Here is a 19108-nt window from a genome sequence, read left to right as displayed (position 1 = left end):
CGCTAAAAAAGGAAAAACTGCCTCGAACTTAAAAAGTAAGGGGCAGTTATCATTTATAAACAGCAGAGTATTTTGAATATTTGCTTCAAACTTGCAATTAATATTATTGTACCATATTTCATCCAATAAAGGCAAATATCAGCCTATGCTTTAGAGCCTTTTTTTCGGAAAATCACAGTAGTAGGCAAACAGCTGCTCCACGGGCTTAAAAAACAAATATCCGTCCTCCCAAGGTTGAAAATGCAGGTCCATTCGGGAATCGCTCCAATTGGCGGGTGTGCCTGTCGTGCTTAATTTTCCAGGAAGTACCGGTTCCTCAATGACAGCAGGGAATTCCTGGTATCCAAACAGCAGGTTTTCATGCAGCGCAATGATTTCGTATTTCGGTCCGTGGAAGGCCCGCTCTTCCTGCAGCTGGTAATGATAATAAATGTAGCTCGCAGCCATCTCCGGCTTTAAGTGCGCCACTCTGCCTACACGCCGTTCTACGGCCTCTTTGCGAAGCCAATGGTCAATGCTCGCCGGCTCGTTAAAATGAAAGACGTCGATCATTGGAATCCACTTCCGTTTGTCCGGCTGACCTGGCCATTGTTCCAGATAGGGTGCCGTGTCCGGCAGCAGCTCCTCCGGATCGATCAATCGGTTTACGCATTCGCAGTAAATGAAGACGTTTCGTTCCCACTTAAAGCAGCCTGCCGTCATAATTTCGCCTTGCTCGATAAGCCGATGTACGGCTGTCTCACGTTTTACTGCTTCTATCGCTTCCGTTTCAAAACCTTCTCTAATATGTCCCCGCGCAATTACTCTAAACATAACGCCCTTCGCTCCACTCGTTTGGTCGTTTATCGTTCAATTGTAGTGCTGCATCTATGTATGGCTTGTCAAAACGGCTGAAACACCATATGAATGAATAGCACAATGGTTTACAACAAATGAATCAATCCCTTCCGGTTTATTCATACCCCAGCTTGTTGTACGACGCCTATGCTGTTCATGAGGCATATAAAGGTATCATAAGGGAGGACAAGTGTTATATTCAATCGCTATTTCACAAAAATATGGCCTGAGCGCCTGATTTTTTGATTGTTGGATATTCTAATTAATGGAGTCGTGAAGCAATGCCTAAAACAGAGGAGGATGGTTAATTTGGAAAGTACAAGTGAATTTGTTGCAAAGGTGAAAGCTACACAGCACAATGCCGAGATCAATAAGAGACGCAGAGGCAATGACAGCCCGGGCAAGATGCTCGCCAATAAACAGCACAGCACGAATAAATAAATCGAACTCAGGTAAACGGCTGAGACGTATATTGGCGGTTAGTGCTCGTATTGCAAAACAGTCCCCTAGCAGCCTCGCTGCCAAGGGGTCTGTTTCTAGACTCCATTAGTCTAACTCTGATTTACTTTACCTATTTAAACGGAATATTGATGAGGGTAGTATTCAATACGCGAATCCGCAACTATCGTCAAGCTGTTCTGCTTTGCGTCATATTCCACCGGTCCGTCCTTGACGTAATACCAGGTTTTAAGCGTGGGCTGATCGTCAAATTCCTGGAAAACAAACACATTTAGGTCATCCTTGCAAGCAAGCAGCTCTTCGATCTTCTCGCTCCATGCCACACTGACCGTAAACCTCCAGCCATCTCCTTGCGGAACGATCGTATACGGAACGTCCTGCTTACTCGAATCGATAAACATCCGCCCGCCCACCGCGTGCTTAACCAGAAACGTTTGTTTCATTTTGAACCCCTCCTTAAAAGTTTGCGGATGCAAACTTACTTCGAAAGCGTATGCTTAAAGTTTGCGGATGCAAACTTACTTCGAAAGCTTACGGCAAATCGATGAGCATAAAAAATGCCGGTTCCTTGGCCGCAAGCGCGAGCTCGCCAGCAGCTTCAATCTGCGCTGTATCGCCTGCCGCCAGCGTTTCACCATGCACCCGAAGCTCGCCCTCGATGATATATAAAAATTGCTTGCGCCCGGGCTCCCCTGCGTAATCGAGCTGCTTCCCCTGCTCCAGCTTGCTTAAATAGATCGTCAAATTTTGACCTATTGAAGCAGTCTGTTTCAGAGCTTGATCGGATACGACAGGGAGCAGCGCGTTATGCAGCCTGGCAGGATCGAATCGGCTAGCTTCATAGGATGGCGCAACGCCTCGTTTCTTCGGCATGAACCACAGCTGCAGCAAGCGCAGCTCCTCTTCCTCCGAGGCGTTAAATTCCGTATGGATGACGCCAGTACCCGCCGACATACGCTGCACCTCGCCAAACGAGGATACGACGGAGTTGCCCAAATTGTCTTCATGCCTGATCAGACCGTTTAATACGATGGATACAATTTCCATGTCGCTATGGGGATGGGCGCCAAAGCCTTTTCCAGGAGCCAAATAATCGTCATTGCATACACGCATAACACTAAAGCCCGTTCGATTCGGATCATAATAGGCACCGAATGAAAAGCTTGGCTGGCTGCGCAGCCAGCCGAGATCTGCCGAATGCCGCTCAGCAGCGGGAAATACGTTGATCATCGTCTCTCCTCCAAACAACGTTATTTACTTACTTATTTATAGCAGGTTTCAACCTGGCAAGCAAGCCGCAATTACAGGTTAGCGCACAACTTGAAAAGGCAGCCGATTTCTTTTAGGAGAAGTCGCCTGCCTCTTGGCCGCGCAGCTATCCGCAAGCCTCAATCCCGGACAGGATTAAGCAGCGGCTCGAAGCCATCGATATGGCATTCCACCATATCTCCATCACGGATCACGACAGCGCCCGGGGTTCCTGTCATAATAATATCGCCCGGCAGCAGGGTCATCACCTGCGAATGAAAGGCAACGGCATACCAAGGCCGGAATTTCATGTTGAACACTATATTCCGGTGCGCGACCTTGCCGTTAAGCGCCGTCTCCACTTGAAGCCCAAGCGGATCGGGAAATTCATCCTTCGTAATCAGCTGAGGCCCAAAGCTGAAGAAGGTGTCAAAGCTTTTGGCTCTCGTTAAGTATCGTTGATTTCTGGCGTGAATGTCCGATGCCGTTACGTCGATCGTCGTCGTATAGCCAGCAATGACATCGTATACCTCGGCCTCTGTTATGTTTTTGCATGTCTTGCCGATAATGATGCCTAGCTCAGCTTCCGCCGTTATTTGCCCGGCACCTTGCGGAATGCGAATCGCATCGCCTGGTCCGATAATAGTCGTATCCGGCTTCATGAAGCTGACAGGCTCGTCATTCGGATCAGCTGCCGCAAGCTCGGCGGCATCCTTCATATAGTTCAGGCCGATACCCCAAATTTTGCGCGGATAACGATAAAGAGGCGCGTATTCCACCTCAGCATGGGGGATAGCCGCCAGCTGCTCCAGCTTTCCCTTACCGCCCTCTTCATACCAATGGGTTACATCCTCCAGCTCGCCAAGACGAATAAGCTCGAACAGCTCCTTGCTCCAGCCCGTCCCCTCCGCTTCATTAATTGTTTCTATAAGAACAAGCCCGTTCACGCACGGAAGCGCGGCAAGCTCCTGCCCATTAACTTTTACAGTCGATAGCTTCACAGATTTCCCCTCCTCTCAATCGCTCAGCAGTTTCATTCGCGCTTCCACGCTGTTAGCCACCCATTCCAGCAGCCTCAAATCTTGGCCCTGGCCGGCAATAAAAGATATCCCGATCGGACAGCCCAGCTCTCCTGTAATCGGCACCGTCACCTGAGGCAGCCCGGCAAGTCCGGCCACGCAGCTCATTTTGAGCGTCTGCACACGGCGCTGCTCGATTTCTGGACCCGTCAAATGAAGCAGCGGCGCTATCGCAGGTACGGTTGGCACAACAAGCACGGCATCATTCCCGAGCAGCTCATTCATTGTATTCCGCGCCTCTTCCCGCACTCTGTACGCCGCGCCGCTTTCTTCCCACTTAAGCGTGCTGGCCCATGCAAACCGCTCGGCAATGCCCGGTCCGAAGGAAGGCTGCTCACGCGTAATCCATTCCTGATGCACACGCCAAATTTCCAGCCCTTGAATGATGCGAAAAGCGTCCATCCACTCCTGCAGACCGTTCGGAGCAACAATAACATCCTCATGACTCTTTGCCAATTCGCGCAGCGCCTGAAAGTAACGCGACGCAGCAGCAGATGAGTGTCCGTCCGTTAATGTCCATAAATCCTGCGCGAACATCATTCTCGGAAAAACGGCTCCGCCGCTCTCTTGCGGACCCAGCAGCACACGTCCCACATCAAGCAGCGTCTGTCCGCCTTTGGCCATCCAGCCCACCGTATCGAAGCTTGGCGCAAGCGGAATAAGTCCGCTCGCATCAACGGCCCCATGCGTTGGCCGAATGCCGTAAATGCCGCAATACGCAGACGGTACGCGAATCGAGCCTCCTGTATCGGTACCAATAGCAAAGTCTGTCAAGCCCGCCGATACCGCAACCGCTGAACCGCTGGATGAGCCTCCGGGAATGCGGCCCGGCGCTTTGGGATTCATCGGCGTCCCATAATGAGCGTTCTCGCCATTAATGCTGTACATCAATTCATCGGTAATGGTCGTTCCCTCCAGCCTCGCGCCATTTCTAAGCAGCCTATCTATGACCGCAGCATGATGAGCTGACGGTCCATGCGTCCGCAGCCAATCCGGGTTGCCCGCTCCCGGCGTGTGGCCGGCAATGTCAAATACATCCTTAACCGCAAACGTCCTGCCGCTCAAGCTTCCTTCTGCCAGAGGCTCTACAGCCAGCCGTTCATTCGCATACGCATTCCAGCTTTGCTTCATCTATATTCCGACCTCCTAGTCACTCGTAATCGGCGTCACCAACCAATTGCCGCCCCATCGCAGCGCGGGTCCGAGCCGCCCTGCAGGAAGCCCTGCTCGTCGCGCATAATGGCATGGGCATGCCCCATAATGCCGTCAAAATCATTCACCTTCCGCACGAGATGGCCCGCTTTTGCCAGTGATTCCAACACTTCAGCGGACACGCGCCCTTCCATTTTCAGCTCCTGCGTAGGCTCTCCCCAAGTCCGGCCCCATACCCACCTAGGCTCGTTAATCGCTTGCTGCGGGTCCATCCCGTAGTCGATCATCCGGGTAAAAACCGCCGTCTGCGTCTGCGGCTGCCCTTCCCCGCCCTGCGTTCCGTAAAGCACCGCAGGCTTTCCGTCCCGACAGGCCATCGCCGGCATTAGCGTATGGAACGTCCTTTTGGCCGGCTTCAGGCAGTTCACATGACTCGGGTCCAGCGAGAAGAACGAGCCGCGGTTTTGTAGCAAAACACCCGTATTGCCTGCCACGACACCTGAGCCGAACTCAAAATACAGGCTTTGAATAAAGGAAACCGAATTTCCCTCCCCGTCCACAACGGCCGCATAGGCGGTGTCGCTGCCGAGCACCTCCGATTTTTCCGTTGAGGCTCGGTCAAGCTCGATCGAAGCAGCCAGCCTTGCTGCATAGCCTTTGTCCAGAAGCTGCTCAAGCGGCACATTCGTAAATGCCGGATCGGATAAATATTTGTTCCTGTCGCGGAAGCTTAGCTTAAGCGCTTCAACGCACAGCTGATAGTAATCATGCGAGCCATGCTCGACTTCCCCCAGCTTAAACTGCTCCAATATTTGCAGCGCCATAATACCGGTAAAGCCCTGCGAGTTAGGAGGCATTTGATGCAGGGTATAGCCCCGATAGGAGCCCTCGACCGGCGTCACCCAATCGCCATGGTGATCGGCAAAATCATCCGGTGTCAGAAAACCATCATGATTGCCCAGGAAATTTGTTATTTCCTTCGCAGTCTCGCCCTTATAAAATTCATCCCGCCCAAACTCCGCTAAGCGGCGCAGCGTCTTCGCAAGCGCAGGCTGCTTAAAGCGTTTGCCCGTCTTGATCGCCTGCCCGCCTGGCAGGTAGATATCTGCTGTCTCAAGCGTCCTTGCGAGCACTGCTTCATTATGAACGGTATTCTGATATTGATCCTTCGACATCGGAAAACCGTTTTCGGCATATGTAATGGCGGGAGCGAGCACCTGCGCCCAATCCAGGCGGCCGTACTCGCGGTGAACCGCATCCCAGCCGTCTACCATGCCGGGCACGGTCACGATGCTGCCAATGCCCCGATTCGGAATGGCAGCCAAGCCTGTATATGCGCTTATGTTGGCGTTGTAGCCAGACCGGCCGCTGGCATTGTAGCCGCGCACCTTGCCTTCCGACTGCTGATAGCTGAGCCAAAACGAATCGCCTCCTAGACTCGTCATATGTGGGTAGACGACGGCGAGGCATGCGCTGACTGCAACTGCGGCATCAAAAGCATTGCCGCCCTGCTCCAAAATACGGGCTCCTGCCGCAGTAGCTAAATAATGAGGACTTACGACCATTGTTTTTGTTCCGATTACAGACTGATTCACGGCTACCACTCCCAAAAAGTTCTCAGCGAAAATAAAACTCGTAAAGCATTTATTTTTTATGATAGATAATATAACATTGTATATGAGATTAAAATACCACCCTAGCAGATGATAGGCAACTAAAATGTAATCACTTTCGATTTTTTATGTTGAAAACGTATGAAAATGTGTATATATTTATACATATGGTAATTGAAACGTGTTATTACAAGACACCTTGAAACGCCATGAAATGGAACAGGAGCTGGTAAACAAGTGCAACCGAAACCGCTTGATGATACTATTTCTATAACAATTGATGATATCGACCGCAAAATCATAGCTGAACTTAATATGAATGGAAGAATATCTTACACTGATCTGGCGAAGGAAATCGGCTTATCGCGGGTAGCCGTCCAATCCCGAATCAATGCATTAATGGATGGCGGCGTTATCGAACGGTTTACGGCCGTGATCAACCCTGAACGAATCGGCATTCACGTATCCGCTTTTTTTAACGTAGAGGTTGAGCCTAAGCATTTGCATGCCGTAGCAGATCAGCTGTCGACAGAGCCATTTGTCACAAGCCTTTACCACATGACCGGACCGAGCAAATTGCATATGCACGGTCTATTTCGCAACAATCAGGAGATGGAACAATTTCTAAGAGATAAAATTTACACGCTGCCCGGCATCATGAGCGTCGACTGCCAGATCCTTATTAATCGTTACAAGAGCCGTATGGGAATGAGGCTGTAGCTTATGGCGGGTAAAATCATGAATAACCGTTATATGCAGCTGTCATGGGCTATGATGAAGACAGGCATTATCGGCTACGGCGGCGGCCCCTCCGTTATTCCGCTCATCCGATACGAAGCGGTTTCCCATTACAAATGGATAGAAGACGAGGAATTCGGTGAAATTCTTGCGCTTGCCAACGCGTTGCCCGGGCCCATCGCAACGAAGATCGCAGCTTATCTCGGCTATCGGGAAAAAGGAACTTTAGGCGCAATCGTTTCCGTACTTGCTCACATCGTCCCTTCCGGCGCAGCGATGATTTTGCTGTTAACGACTGTCCAGTTTTTGAGCAGCGCCGCATTCATACAGGGGATGATCGGTGCGGTAACACCCGTTATAGCCGTCATGCTTGGTATGATGGCATATGAATTCGGCGAACGGGCCATTAAAGGGCTCGGCAAATACGCCGGCTTCGTTTTTTTCGCTTTAGCGTTCGGCTTGCTCCAGGGCATTCATATACACCCAGCTATCGTCATTCTATTATTTCTTGGCTACGGCGCCTTTCATTTGAGAACGGTCGCCGCCCTTCAGCGCAGAAAACAACAGAAGCAGCTGCGCAGCGCACAGCAGAAGGAGGGCGTGACCCGTGGATTGGATTAATTTAGTAATCGGCTTCTTTATTGCCAACGTGCTCGGCTACGGCGGCGGCCCCGCTTCCATTCCGCTCATGTACCGGGAAATCGTATCGAACCATAAGTGGGCGACACCCGTTGAATTCTCGAACATTCTTGCATTAGGCAACGCGCTCCCAGGACCAATTGCGACAAAAATCGCGGCGTTTATCGGCTATGACGTCGGCGGCTGGGCCGGCATGCTTGCCGCTTTGGCGGCAACGATCGTGCCGTCGGCAGCAGCGCTCATTCTGCTGCTTAAGGTGCTGCAGAAGCATCGTCAATCGCCGGTTGTGAAAGGGATGACCCTGCTCGTGCAGCCCGTCATCGCCATCATGATGCTGCTCCTAACATGGCAAATGGCTCAAAGCTCCGTCGAATCGATCGGCATCATTCAATCGCTCATCATTGCAGCCGTCGCCTTCTGGGCGATGCAGTTCCGCAAGATTCATCCTGCAATCGTAATCGTTATCGCATTCGCGTACGGCGGACTTGTGATTCCTCACTTGAACGTGCTGTAATTTTACAGGCCAGAAACAGGACTGTCCTCCCGCTAGATTTTTACCGGGAGGACACTCCTATTTAGTGGTTGGATACAACGAACCCCGTACCGCCGACAAGCTGCTTCTTACGAAATAGAGAAAATTTCTTTCTCTATCATTCGCGAACTTGTCCATTTAGCAAAAATAGACAAAGTTTATTTCTCTATATCTCCCAAAATCGCACCAAATGACCTTTAACGAGCCGTTTCTGCAGAATTAGATAAAATTTTTTTCTCTATATGCCTGCAGCTAACTCAATCCGCAAGAATAGAGAAAACTTTTTGCTTTATACCCTCCAACCACCAGTCATGAGTCCTTTCATCCGCATAGAACAAACTAATTTCTTGAAACAGCTCATATCATATTTCATGAGACGAGAGTGATGAAAAACAAAAAAACGCCATTGCTCTATAGCGGATGCGCCTGCTCGGCCAATTAGATAACAATTCCATATTGCGACAAACTATTGCACAATACATCTGCCATAATGTTGTAGCCAAGCACATTAGGGTGCAGGGAATCATCCGCCAGCTCAGGCCGCAATGTTTTCCCGTCAGCTCCCACTAAATAGGCATGGTAATCAATATAGACCGCGTTTTCGTATACAGCCATTTTTTTGAGCGCGTTGTTCGAAGCTGCGAGCAATTCGTTGCGGGTACCGGTGCTGTAATTGGGGTAGCCCGTAAGTACTCTAAAGTTAAAGCAAGGAATATTTCTGCCCGTAGGAAGACAAGAATCGACTATCGGCATAATGCCGTTTTCCTTGGACAACTGTACCATCATCGTAAAATCTCTTAAAATGTCATAATAGATTTGCTCGGAGGTTCTTCTCTGGTTCATTTCGACGGCGTCCAGCTTCCATGTGTTGTTTGTCCCCCCTAAAATATGAGCATATTTGGGCTTTAACTGAATGACGTCTGCCGGAAACCGTCGTAACATGGTGTCTGAAATGTCCCCGGAAATCCCGCGATTGATAATAAACACTTGCCTGGTGAACGGAAATAGACTTGCAAATCCCAATTTTGCGTAATCGATTCGCCGATAAAATCAAAATCAACGGCGATGGAATGAGAGAGAATTTGTTCAGCTCTGCATGCGGGCAATATAATCTGCTGTACGAATCGCCAGAGCTACGGTCGTTAAGGTCGGGTTTTCAGCTCCAATGTACGGCAAGGCGCTGTTATCGGCCACGAACAGACCGGAAATGCCCCGAATTTGGCCGTAAGGATCGGCCGCTGAAGTGGCAGGATCATTCCCGATCCGGCAAGTTCCCGAATCATGATTCACATCTCCGAGAGGCGTCAGACAAATCGGCGGCCTGCCGTTACGCGATTCCAGCCGAATGCCCGTCACCTCCGCAACATGCTTTATGTCTTCTGCCAGCTGACTCACAAAGGCTTGCTCTTCCCCGCTCAAGGCAAACTGTACCTCGATTTCCGGTATGCCGTATTCATCCTTCCGGGAAGGATGCAGAGTTATCCTGTTCTCGTACCGCGGACTGACTTTGCCGTAGCCGAAAAACAAGACCGATTCTTCCAACATGAGCGGTCTTACTTCGGTTGTTTGATGCCAATAGAAGCTGTCTGGGCCGGCCATCAGCAGCAGATAGGGCCTTTGCACGGTAGAGGGTACCATAATGCCAAGCGTTCCAAGCGGGAAAGGAAATTGGGGACGGCTGATGCTTCCAGTCGCCTGCACAAAAGCATGATTCATCAAATAATGGCCTACTGCCTGATTGCCAATTCCCGAATGAAGCAGCAGGCGCGGCGTCTCGAAGGTGCTCGCCGACAAAATAACGGTTTTCGCTTTGAGCGTAAAAGCGGTTTTATCCGGAGATATTACTTTCACACCATTCACTTTCCCTTGATCCTTCGTGATTTCCACGGCACGCGCATTCACCGCCAGGTCGAAAGCCTTTAAATTAAGCGCTATGGATAGGAAAGAAATGGAGCTGGTGAATACGTCGGTATGAATCCGTCCATAAGTACTCGGCATCAGATCGGCCGCCAGCGGAATATGGGTCGCATTTGAATAACCTCCCCGCCAGAGCCGGTCCAGCAAAACCTCTGTAAATGTGGCATCCACCGTGAAGGTCCTGGTCACATTCATGAGCTGCTCTGCCATGTTGTAGTAGCTTTCCATCTCATGAATAGGAATGGGCCACTCCTCCAGCAGAGCTAAGTTCATTCGGATCGCAAACGTATACCAAAATAAAGTTCTACCGCCCGCTGCAAAAACCTGTCTCGCTCCCGGAAAATCCGTCTCAGACCCCGGCAGCGGCTGCGATACCGTCATAAAATATCTCGTAAGCCGGTCCGTATTCATCATCGGCAGGTTACGGGCATGCGTAGGCAGCAGCAGGTCTCCACGATCTATTATGCCGATACGTTTATTTTGACTTTTCCAATGCTCGCATAGTCGCCATAGGGCGGCGCCTCCGCCGGCACCTGTTCCGACAATCAGGACATCGTATTCGACGTTTTCCATTTCCGCAAGCGGCGTCAACGGAAGCCAATGATAAAGAGGCTCCTCCTTGTCCGAAGGACAAATGGGGAGGCTGCCGGGACTTGTTTCCGATATGGTTCGGCCGTTTGACGTTTGCAGATAAACCGTATAACCGGCGATAGGTTGATCCGGGCTTTTAATGTGCGGATTGAAGGAAAGAAGATCTGCAATGGGAACATGCTGCTCATCGGCGATGATGCTGAGCGTATCATGTTCGCTGGCGATTCGAATTCTCATTACCAACCCCCTATTCTCGCTTTTCTAGAATATGAAGATGGAATCCCCTATAGACTAATCCGTACGTCATGCCGCAATCAAACCAATTACACATAAAAAAAAAGCATGTCAGAAATGTTTCCTTCTGACCTGCCTTCTGGTATATCCAGCTACACCCGCCCGCGAATCCCATCAATATAAGCCTTCGACTGAGCCATCTGATGCTCCTTCGCTTCCTCCATGATGATATGCACATGCGGCTTATATTGATTAAGAAGCTTCATATACAGCTCATAATTCATCGCGCCCAGCCCGGCCGTTACCGTTGCCAGCTCGCCGCTCTCCAGCAGAAAACGATCCTTCGCATGAGCCGCGATAATACGTTCGCCGAGCAGCTCGAACGCTTGCTCAATGATCTCATTTTGTCTCGCAAAGTTGTCTGCCGTCAGCAGGTTGCCCGGATCGATTACGACGCCGATATTGGAGGATGGGACCTCTGCAAGCATTCGCGCAAGCTCGGGAGCCGTTCCGATCAAATGGCCGTTTGCCGCCTCTAGGCCGACAAATACGCCCCATTTCTCCGCTTCCTCAACGAGCTCTTCAAGCGTCGCTTTCATGACTGACCAATCGCGGTCGGTGTAATCTCCACCTTCATTCCATCCGGTTTCCGCGGCCACCATCGGCGCTCCGAAAAACTTGGCGTAGCGCAGCAGCTCCTTGAAGCGGTTCACATTATTGCGGCGCAGCTCCTCGTTGCGGTCGAACAAATGAACATAACAGCCGAGCACCGAAATCGATACGCCATGCTTATCGAATTGCTCGCCGACCGCATTCGCAAGTCCCGGACTTATGCTGCCGGGCTTGCTGAAATCAACATCGCTAATAGCCTTCCATAAAGCAAGCTGCACATGGCTAAAGCCGCTTTCCGCCACTTTAGGAGCAAGCTCTCTGTATGGCAGGCTTCCGAATAAATGAGCTAGTACACCGACTGACATTTAATCGTCTCCTTCTTATTAGGCGCTGCCTTCCAGTGCGGCCTCCACCTTAGGCGCATATACCTTTTTGGCTAGATAGGATTGCGCAATCATGAACAAACCGCCTGTTACCCAGTACAACGAGATAGCCGCCGGTGCCGACAGAGCGAATACGCCCATTAGAACCGGAGATAAGTAGCCCATGAAAGCAAGCTGCTTCTGCTGGGCAGCATCCGCGTTCGGCTGCGCCGTCTGCGACACCTTGAACTGTACAAAATAGACGAGCGCCGCGACGATCGGAAGCACGATATCCGGCGAGCCGAGTTTAAACCAGAGAAAGGAATGATCCGCCAGCTCAGGCGTCAGCTTGATAGCCGAGTACAAGCCCGTCAAGATCGGCAGCTGAATCAGCATCGGCAGGCAGCCGATGGCAAGCGGATTGACCTGATGCTTCTGGTACAGCTGCATCGTTTCCTGCTGCAGCTTCTGCTTGGAATCCGCATCCGGCTTGTTCTTGTACTTTTCTTGAATCTTCTTAAGCTCCGGCTGAAGCACCGCCATCTTCTGTTTCATTTGATTTTGCGAGCGGTATTGACGCATCATGAGCGGCAGCAAAACAAGCCTGATAATGAGCGTAATGCCAATAATCGCAAAGCCGTAATTGCCGCCAAAGATATCGGCTAAATATTGAAGAACGGCAGAAAGCGGATAAATCACATAGTGGTTGAATACCCCTGGCGTATTGCCGTCAATCGTTCCGCTTGCCGTACTGCAGCCGCTTACCAGAAGCAAGCCTGCCAGCAGCATGCCGGCCATTAACACTCGTCCATATTTTAATGAAGGGAATACATTGCTCTTTTGCATAAAAATCCTCCTCGTTTGTTTGAAAATAGCGCACCAAACGAGGCGGAGCAGTCTGCTATGTCGTCATCGGGCGATTCCTTGCGCTTCACCTTCCTGGCTAGCCAGTGATGCAGCGGGATGGCGCGAATAAGCACCTGCGGCAGCGAAATGTACAAGGTAGTGACAACCCGATTTCGTTCCCAATACTCATAATCCCCCGAATGCAAATGCGAGGCGTAAGCATAAGCCAACGAACAAAGCAGGCTGATTGAAAATAAATATGGTATGACGTCATGCAGCTCAAGCTCAAACAATGTATTCACCTCCCTTCCTCATAAGCATTCTTCCTATACGGATTACGCAGGGTGCAGTTTCACCCCAAAAGCTTCTTCCACCGTAAAAATAGATTTCATTCTATCTTATCTGGATATTATAACAGTTATTCCCGCCTTGATTCGACTGCCGAAATCACAAATCTGTTACAAATCGCCACTAGTTGGTTATTTACAAATGGATAACGAACACCCTATACTTTCTAATGTTGCAAAACGCCAAGACAATCAATTTTGAAGAAAGAGGATACCATGAATCAAAAAAAGCTAAATGTCATTTATTTATCGCTCATCACTATTGCGGTTCTGTTTCTCGCGCTTGGACAAGTCTTTCCGTCTGGCAAAGACAGCTCATATTCCGTAAGTGCGGAAAGCGCAGCAGGCGCTCCGGCTGCCGGACAGAAAAAGAAGCTTGTGATGGGCACTTCGGCCGATTATCCACCCTATGAAAGCGTAGATGCCAAAAACAGCGGCGAAATCGTAGGCATGGACATCGACTTAGCCAAGTATATCACCAGCCAGCTTGGTTATGAACTGGAAATCGCAAACATGGATTTCAATGGTCTCATTGCCGCGCTGCAAACCGGCCGCGTCGATTTCGTTATGTCCGCTATGTCCGCTACGGATGAGCGAAGGCAGAACGTTGATTTTTCCGATAACTATTACACCGCCCGCAATACGATTGTATCCAAGAAGACTGCACCGCTGGAAACGGAATCCTCACTCTCCGGCAAAGTAGTCGGAACTCAGCTGGGCTCCACACAGGATCTCTATGCAGAAACAATTGAAGGCGCCGAGCTCAAAAAGCTGAATAAAATTCCCGACCTCATTCAAGAGCTGAATTCCGGCCGCATCGATGCAGCTATCGTGGAAGATGCTGTGGCGGTGGAGATGACAAACGCTAACCCCGAGCTGGCCATGCATTTCCTTCCTGCCGAATCCGCGGACAATGGCTACGCGATTGCATTTCCTAAGCAATCCCCTATTGTAAATGAATTTAACGGCGTTCTTGCGGAAATGAAAGAAAACGGAGAGCTCGATAAAATCGTGCAGAAATGGTTTGCCTCCGAGAAGGAAAAGTCGAATACGCTGCTGGGCCTAAACATCGACTTTAGCGTTCTCAAGGGCTACATTCCCTATATTCTCAAAGGCGTATACGTAACGCTGCTCTTTACGCTCGTCTCGGCGCTGTTCGGACTGGTGTGGGGTACGGTTTTGTCGCTATTCAAAATATCCGGCGTCAAGCCGCTGGAGTGGTTCGCCACAGCCTATACATCCGTATTCCGCGGCACGCCGCTGCTCGTCCAGCTTACTATTATTTATTACGCAACTCCGCAAATATTCCATTATGATATTCCTGCGCTGATGGCCGCCGGCCTGGCATTCGGTCTTAATTCATCGGCTTATTTGTCCGAAACGATCCGCGGCGGCATCATGGCAGTCGATAAAGGACAGCGCGAGGCTGCAATCGCACTCGGCATCCCTTACCGGACGATGATGATCCGCATCATTTTCCCGCAGGCGCTTCGCAATATTTTGCCGGCGCTCGTGAACGAATGCGTTGCTTTGCTGAAGGAATCGTCGCTCGTATCCGTCATCGGGGTAACCGATTTGATGCGCCGCGCAGACGTTGTGCGCTCGATCGAGTTCCGCTCGTTAGAAGCATTATTGTTTATTGCCGCTATTTATTATGTTCTCGTGCTTATCTTAACCTCGTTTGCCCGTAAGCTTGAAAGGAGGCTGCGCCGCAGTGATTAATGTAACCGACTTAACGAAAGCCTTCGGCAAAAATCAAGTGCTGAAGGGCATTACGACCACAGTTGAACGAGGGGAGGTCGTAGCACTGATCGGACCGTCCGGCTCAGGCAAATCCACCTTCCTTCGCTGCTTAAATATGCTGGAGACGCCAACTTCCGGCACGATTACGATTGACGGTACGCCGATTACCGATCCGAAAACCGATATTGCCCGCGTGCGGCAGCGGATCGGCATGGTATTCCAGCATTTTCACCTGTTCCCGCATATGACGGTCATCGATAATATAACGTTCGCTCCGACCCAGGTTAAAGGAATGACGGCTGCAGCAGCCCGTGCCAAAGCGGAGGAGCTGCTAGCGCGCGTGGGACTCGCAGATAAAGCGGACAGCTATCCCTCGCGCTTGTCCGGCGGGCAGAAGCAGCGGGTAGCTATCGCGCGAAGCCTTGCGATGGAGCCCGACATTATGCTCTTCGACGAGCCAACCTCGGCTCTCGATCCCGAAATGGTAAAGGAAGTGCTGACCGTTATCCGCAGTCTTGCGGACAGCGGCATGACGATGCTGATCGTGACGCATGAGATGAAATTCGCCCGTGAAGCGGCGGATACGATCTATTTCCTCGACGACGGCAAGCTTGTCGAACGGACGAAGCCGGAGCAGTTTTTCACCAAGCCGCAGAGTGAGCGTGCGGCGCGGTTTCTGGAGCAGGTGCTTTAGCCCGGCGTGTTCTCCCTTCATCTAAACAAAGCTCTGCGGCTGGTACAGCCGTAGAGCTTTCTTGTTTGTACATGAGAAAAAGGAAGTACTCGAAGAAGACACTATGCTATAATCTTCAAAATGAGAAGGTGAATTATTGCAGGGCATGAGATGCATCATTTGCAGGTGATTCAGAATAAGTATTTAAGGAAGTTTAAAGCATAAGGAGCGGTAAAACGATGACGATTCGATTGCGCGGGCATCATCTGCTTTGTTTGCTTGGCTACCGGGGTATGGGGTATTCGGCTGATTTTTGCGTAAATATGACCGCCATCTATGAAACGCTGCGCACAAATCCCGAAACCGAGGTTGAGATTATAACCGGTCCAGACGACGTTTGCAGAGCCTATCCGCAGGACAAAAGCAACCATTGCGAGGGAACCGTTTACGGCTTGGATGAGGCGGTACTCAAGAAACTCGGGCTTAAAGTAAACGAGAGGAGCAGCTGGCAGTCTCTTTGCAGCCGAGTTGCCGAAACCATGGTACCCGAAGACATCAGTCATCTATGCCAGACATGTCCTTGGGAAAAGTATGGCGTTTGCGCGGATGGTGTAGGGCTGATTAAAGCGGGCAAGCCGCTGCCTAAGGTAGGCGCTTAAGAGAGAAAGACCATTCTAATAGCTATCATTCCACAAGCGTAAACGGCTGTCGCCGTCCTTTGGCGGATACAGCTCGTTTCGCGGTGAAATAAAAGCTTATTTATAAATGTGAAACTTATAAATTCTTATATTTTAAAAAACAGCTCTGCTTCCCTATCGGGTTACAGTGCTGTCATCTGCCTCTGTCATGACATTTGCTATCACTTTGACTTTTTCTCGACGTCTCGGCAAATTTAACAGCAACAAACCCGACATGCAGATGGCCACTCCCGCTATTAGATAAACGGTAACCGGATCCTTGTATACCAAATGTGACCACAATACCGTGAAAAGTATGGAACAATTGCTGACTAGAACCGCCACAGTAAAGGGAACCGTCTGAAGCGCTTGTGAAAACCAATAAAAGCTTAGTCCGGTGATCAAGCCGAGTGCCACCAGAGCGCCGATAGCCCAGAAGCTCACTTGTTCCAGTTCCGGCCACGACGAACCAATCGGAAGCGGTAAAGCCATCATGATCGTGCACAGCATGAAAATGTTAAAATTCATATTGCCGGCATCCATTTCCTTGATCAGCATCTTTTGGCTAAGCACATGAAACACGACACCAACAGCCGATAAGGCATACAACCCTGTCGTTAAGGCGCCGGCCTGCAGGAGATCGGACAAGGACATCCCGTTCCAGCTGATCAGCAGCACGCCGAGTATGCATGAGAAAGCGGCAATCCATCCTCTAAAATCTATTTTCTCTTTAAGGAATAGTGCCGAAATAAACAACAGCAGAATGGTTGTAATCGGACTGACAAGAATGTTGCCGTAAGAATACCCGGTGGAGATCGCCATATTTTCGAAAAAATAATTGCAGCTCTTCCCAAGCGCGCCTATCCAAATCCAATTTAAGTTGAACCGCAGTTTTATGCCGGGACCCTTCCATCTGATATAAAGACCAAGAAAGACGATGCCAAAACCGAAGCGCGCGAAAGTAATGACCATGCTGTCCGCCATAGCCGATGCACTCTTTACAAGAATACCGACGAAGCTCCATAAAAACGTCGCCAGGAACAGCAGCACATAACCCACTCATCACACCTCTTTTTTTTGCACATACATTAGGATCTTCTAGCCTTTCACCGCACCGGCCGTAATACCTTGGATAATGTACCGCTGCATAAACAGGAAGAACAAGATGATCGGCACAACTGCCATCGTTAAAGCCGCCATCGCCAGATGCCATTCATTCGTGTATTGGCCGAAATAAATGTTTGCCGCCAGCGGGATCGTTCTGGTGCTATTGCTGCTCAGCGTAATTAGCGGAAGCAGGAAGTCGTTCCAGATCCAGAGTGAATGTAAAATGGCGATTGTCGTGGTAATCGGCTTGAGCAGCGGAAGCAGGATCTTGAAAAACACACCGAACGTGCCGCATCCGTCAATGTGAGCCGCTTCCTCTAATTCGCGCGGGATTCCTTTGATGAAGCCATGATACAGGAACAGCGCAAGCGGAACGCCGAAGCCCCAGTACATAATGATAATTCCGTGGAGCGAATTGATGAAGCCCAGATCCTTAGCTACCTTCACAAGCGGCACCATCAGGGTTTGGAACGGAATGATCAACGACGCTAGAATACCCAGAAATATCGCATTGCTTACCTTACCTGGACGGCGGACCAATTGGTAAGCGGCCATCGAGCTGATAAGCAGAGTGCCTACTACGGATATGACAGTGATGATGATAGAGTTCATGAACACGCCGAAGAAATTGAGCTGCTTCCATACCGTGATGAAATTTTTAAGCTGGAACACCTCAGGAAGCGCTACGACGGAGGTAACGACCTCGTTATAGGATTTGAACCCGTTAATAAACGTCATGTACAGCGGAAAAAAGAACATTAGCGCCAGCGCAATCATGAGCAGTTCGAGTCCGAGAGTACTTATGTTGTAGCGACCGTTTTTCACATTTCTACCTCCTTGCGTTTCATTACCGACACCTGCACAAGAGTGATACCCGCCAGCACCAGGAAGAACACGACGGCTTTCGCCGAAGCAAGAGTAAACAAGTTCTTCGTAAATGCGTCTAAGTAAATGTGATACGCGATCGATTCCGTCGATCCGAACGGTCCGCCTCTCGTCAGGGCAAAGTTCAAATCAAAAGCCTTGAACCCGGAGGAAATCGCCAAAAACAAGTTGATCGTCATCGCCGGACGAATGAGCGGCAGCACTACGTTCAGCATGCGCTTCCATCTTCCGGCCCCGTCGATTTCCGCAGCCTCCAGCAAATCCGTCGGAACGCCCTGAAGCGCCGCCAGGTAAATAACCATGAAATATCCGACGGAATGCCATACGGTGACAATGACTAACGACCAGAAAGCATAGCTTGGCAAGCTGAGCCAGTTTTTCATAAACATCGACCATTCGGTGGCTTTGCCGATTTCCGCGAACAGATTCGTGAAAATGAACTGCCATATGAAGCCGATGATAACAGGTCCGATGACGTACGGAAGGAAAAAAGCGGTCCGGAGAAGATTACGGCTTTTCAGTGACATGTTCAGCACCAAAGCAAGTAAAAATCCGAACAGATTTAACAAAATGGTAATGACAAACACAAATTTAAGAGTAAAAGCAAACGACTTGTGGAACCCGGTGTCCTTCAAAATCGTCGCATAGTTGTCTGAGCCGGCCCAGGCGATATCGCTGCTTATTCCGTTCCAATCCTGAAATGAATATAGAATGGCCCGCAGAAACGGCACCAGAATGATCAGCGTGAAAAAGAACAAAGCAGGCGCGACAAATATCACATACGTCCATAGCTTACGAGTTCCTGATTTCATCTTGT

At 50.1% G+C, this 19108-nt stretch carries 21 protein-coding genes; 7 read left to right on the top strand and 14 right to left on the bottom strand.

Annotated features, from left to right (window positions below):
• Window positions 1-150: 150 nt before the first annotated feature.
• A complete protein-coding gene (locus ASG81_RS02605; RefSeq protein ID WP_056628764.1) occupies window positions 151-813 on the bottom strand; it encodes a hypothetical protein in 663 nt (220 codons plus the stop codon).
• Window positions 814-1137: 324 nt separating this feature from the next.
• Between ASG81_RS02605 and ASG81_RS29550 the strand changes: the two genes are divergently transcribed.
• Complete coding sequence (locus tag ASG81_RS29550) at window positions 1138-1278, top strand: DUF4023 family protein (RefSeq protein ID WP_327205138.1); 141 nt, start codon at window positions 1138-1140, stop codon at window positions 1276-1278.
• A gap of 134 nt (window positions 1279-1412) precedes the next feature.
• Here ASG81_RS29550 and ASG81_RS02600 read toward each other — a convergent pair whose 3' ends face one another.
• The 5 genes from ASG81_RS02600 to ggt all read right to left on the bottom strand — a co-directional run bounded on the left by ASG81_RS02600 (window position 1413) and on the right by ggt (window position 6370).
• Complete coding sequence (locus ASG81_RS02600) at window positions 1413-1739, bottom strand: hypothetical protein (RefSeq protein ID WP_056628761.1); 327 nt, start codon at window positions 1737-1739, stop codon at window positions 1413-1415.
• 88 nt (window positions 1740-1827) lie between these two features.
• A complete protein-coding gene (locus ASG81_RS02595) occupies window positions 1828-2526 on the bottom strand; it encodes a pirin family protein (RefSeq protein ID WP_056628758.1) in 699 nt (232 codons plus the stop codon).
• A 158-nt stretch (window positions 2527-2684) separates the two neighbouring features.
• The gene (locus tag ASG81_RS02590; protein ID WP_056628755.1) at window positions 2685-3545 is read right to left on the bottom strand and encodes a fumarylacetoacetate hydrolase family protein; all 861 of its coding nucleotides are present in this window, start codon (window positions 3543-3545) and stop codon (window positions 2685-2687) included.
• Between the two features lie 15 nt (window positions 3546-3560).
• Window positions 3561-4754, bottom strand: coding sequence for an amidase (locus ASG81_RS02585; protein ID WP_056628751.1), 1194 nt, complete (start codon window positions 4752-4754; stop codon window positions 3561-3563).
• Between the two features lie 35 nt (window positions 4755-4789).
• Window positions 4790-6370, bottom strand: a complete 1581-nt coding sequence (gene ggt / locus ASG81_RS02580) for a gamma-glutamyltransferase (protein WP_235548703.1) — start codon at window positions 6368-6370, stop codon at window positions 4790-4792.
• Between the two features lie 255 nt (window positions 6371-6625).
• Here ggt and ASG81_RS02575 point away from each other — a divergent pair, with 255 nt between their 5' ends.
• From ASG81_RS02575 to ASG81_RS02565, 3 genes are read left to right on the top strand one after another with little or no spacing between them, the layout of a single operon-like run.
• A complete protein-coding gene (locus ASG81_RS02575) occupies window positions 6626-7108 on the top strand; it encodes an Lrp/AsnC family transcriptional regulator (RefSeq protein WP_056628748.1) in 483 nt (160 codons plus the stop codon).
• A gap of 3 nt (window positions 7109-7111) precedes the next feature.
• Window positions 7112-7747, top strand: coding sequence for a chromate transporter (locus ASG81_RS02570; RefSeq protein WP_327205137.1), 636 nt, complete (start codon window positions 7112-7114; stop codon window positions 7745-7747).
• Entirely contained in the window at window positions 7734-8279 is a 546-nt protein-coding gene (locus tag ASG81_RS02565; RefSeq protein ID WP_056628745.1) for a chromate transporter, read from the top strand. Before ASG81_RS02570 ends, ASG81_RS02565 begins: the two co-directional genes overlap by 14 nt.
• Window positions 8280-8735: 456 nt before the next feature.
• On the opposite strand, the gene ASG81_RS02560 is transcribed toward ASG81_RS02565, so the two are convergent.
• From ASG81_RS02560 to ASG81_RS02540, 5 genes are all read right to left on the bottom strand, one after another.
• Entirely contained in the window at window positions 8736-9284 is a 549-nt protein-coding gene (locus ASG81_RS02560) for a GDSL-type esterase/lipase family protein (protein ID WP_200961406.1), read from the bottom strand.
• Between the two features lie 99 nt (window positions 9285-9383).
• Window positions 9384-11042 carry a GMC oxidoreductase gene (locus ASG81_RS02555; RefSeq protein WP_056628738.1) on the bottom strand — a complete coding sequence of 553 codons (1659 nt, stop codon included), beginning with the start codon at window positions 11040-11042 and terminating at the stop codon, window positions 9384-9386.
• 149 nt (window positions 11043-11191) lie between these two features.
• Window positions 11192-12016 (bottom strand): sugar phosphate isomerase/epimerase family protein, encoded by an 825-nt coding sequence (locus ASG81_RS02550; RefSeq protein WP_056628735.1) that lies wholly within the window; start codon window positions 12014-12016, stop codon window positions 11192-11194.
• Window positions 12017-12034: 18 nt separating this feature from the next.
• Window positions 12035-12859 (bottom strand): membrane protein insertase YidC, encoded by an 825-nt coding sequence (gene yidC, locus ASG81_RS02545; RefSeq protein WP_056628732.1) that lies wholly within the window; start codon window positions 12857-12859, stop codon window positions 12035-12037.
• Window positions 12829-13161, bottom strand: coding sequence for a hypothetical protein (locus ASG81_RS02540; RefSeq protein WP_155971117.1), 333 nt, complete (start codon window positions 13159-13161; stop codon window positions 12829-12831). Before ASG81_RS02540 ends, yidC begins: the two co-directional genes overlap by 31 nt.
• Window positions 13162-13422: 261 nt before the next feature.
• On the opposite strand from ASG81_RS02540, the gene ASG81_RS02535 reads away from it, so the two are divergent.
• The 3 genes from ASG81_RS02535 (at window position 13423) to ASG81_RS02525 (ending at window position 16281) form a co-directional block, all read left to right on the top strand.
• Complete coding sequence (locus ASG81_RS02535) at window positions 13423-14928, top strand: ABC transporter substrate-binding protein/permease (RefSeq protein WP_056628728.1); 1506 nt, start codon at window positions 13423-13425, stop codon at window positions 14926-14928.
• On the top strand, window positions 14921-15643 hold the full coding sequence (locus ASG81_RS02530) for an amino acid ABC transporter ATP-binding protein (RefSeq protein ID WP_056628725.1): 723 nt from the start codon (window positions 14921-14923) through the stop codon (window positions 15641-15643). Before ASG81_RS02535 ends, ASG81_RS02530 begins: the two co-directional genes overlap by 8 nt.
• 218 nt (window positions 15644-15861) lie before the next feature.
• The gene (locus ASG81_RS02525) at window positions 15862-16281 is read left to right on the top strand and encodes a DUF1284 domain-containing protein (protein WP_056628722.1); all 420 of its coding nucleotides are present in this window, start codon (window positions 15862-15864) and stop codon (window positions 16279-16281) included.
• 153 nt (window positions 16282-16434) lie between these two features.
• On the opposite strand, the gene ASG81_RS02520 is transcribed toward ASG81_RS02525, so the two are convergent.
• From ASG81_RS02520 to ASG81_RS02510, 3 genes are read right to left on the bottom strand one after another with little or no spacing between them, the layout of a single operon-like run.
• On the bottom strand, window positions 16435-17358 hold the full coding sequence (locus tag ASG81_RS02520) for a DMT family transporter (RefSeq protein ID WP_056628719.1): 924 nt from the start codon (window positions 17356-17358) through the stop codon (window positions 16435-16437).
• 39 nt (window positions 17359-17397) lie between these two features.
• Window positions 17398-18231: a carbohydrate ABC transporter permease gene (locus tag ASG81_RS02515; RefSeq protein WP_235548702.1), complete on the bottom strand. Its 834-nt coding sequence runs from the start codon at window positions 18229-18231 to the stop codon at window positions 17398-17400.
• Window positions 18228-19103 carry a carbohydrate ABC transporter permease gene (locus ASG81_RS02510; RefSeq protein WP_056628713.1) on the bottom strand — a complete coding sequence of 292 codons (876 nt, stop codon included), beginning with the start codon at window positions 19101-19103 and terminating at the stop codon, window positions 18228-18230. The genes ASG81_RS02515 and ASG81_RS02510 overlap by 4 nt, the downstream gene beginning before the upstream one ends.
• Between the last annotated feature and the right edge of the window lie 5 nt (window positions 19104-19108).

This window comes from Paenibacillus sp. Soil522, assembly GCF_001428245.1.
Classification (GTDB): domain Bacteria; phylum Bacillota; class Bacilli; order Paenibacillales; family Paenibacillaceae; genus Pristimantibacillus.
The sequence above is the reverse complement of the archived record's forward strand: the minus strand, read 5'-3'. Positions and strand labels throughout refer to the sequence as shown.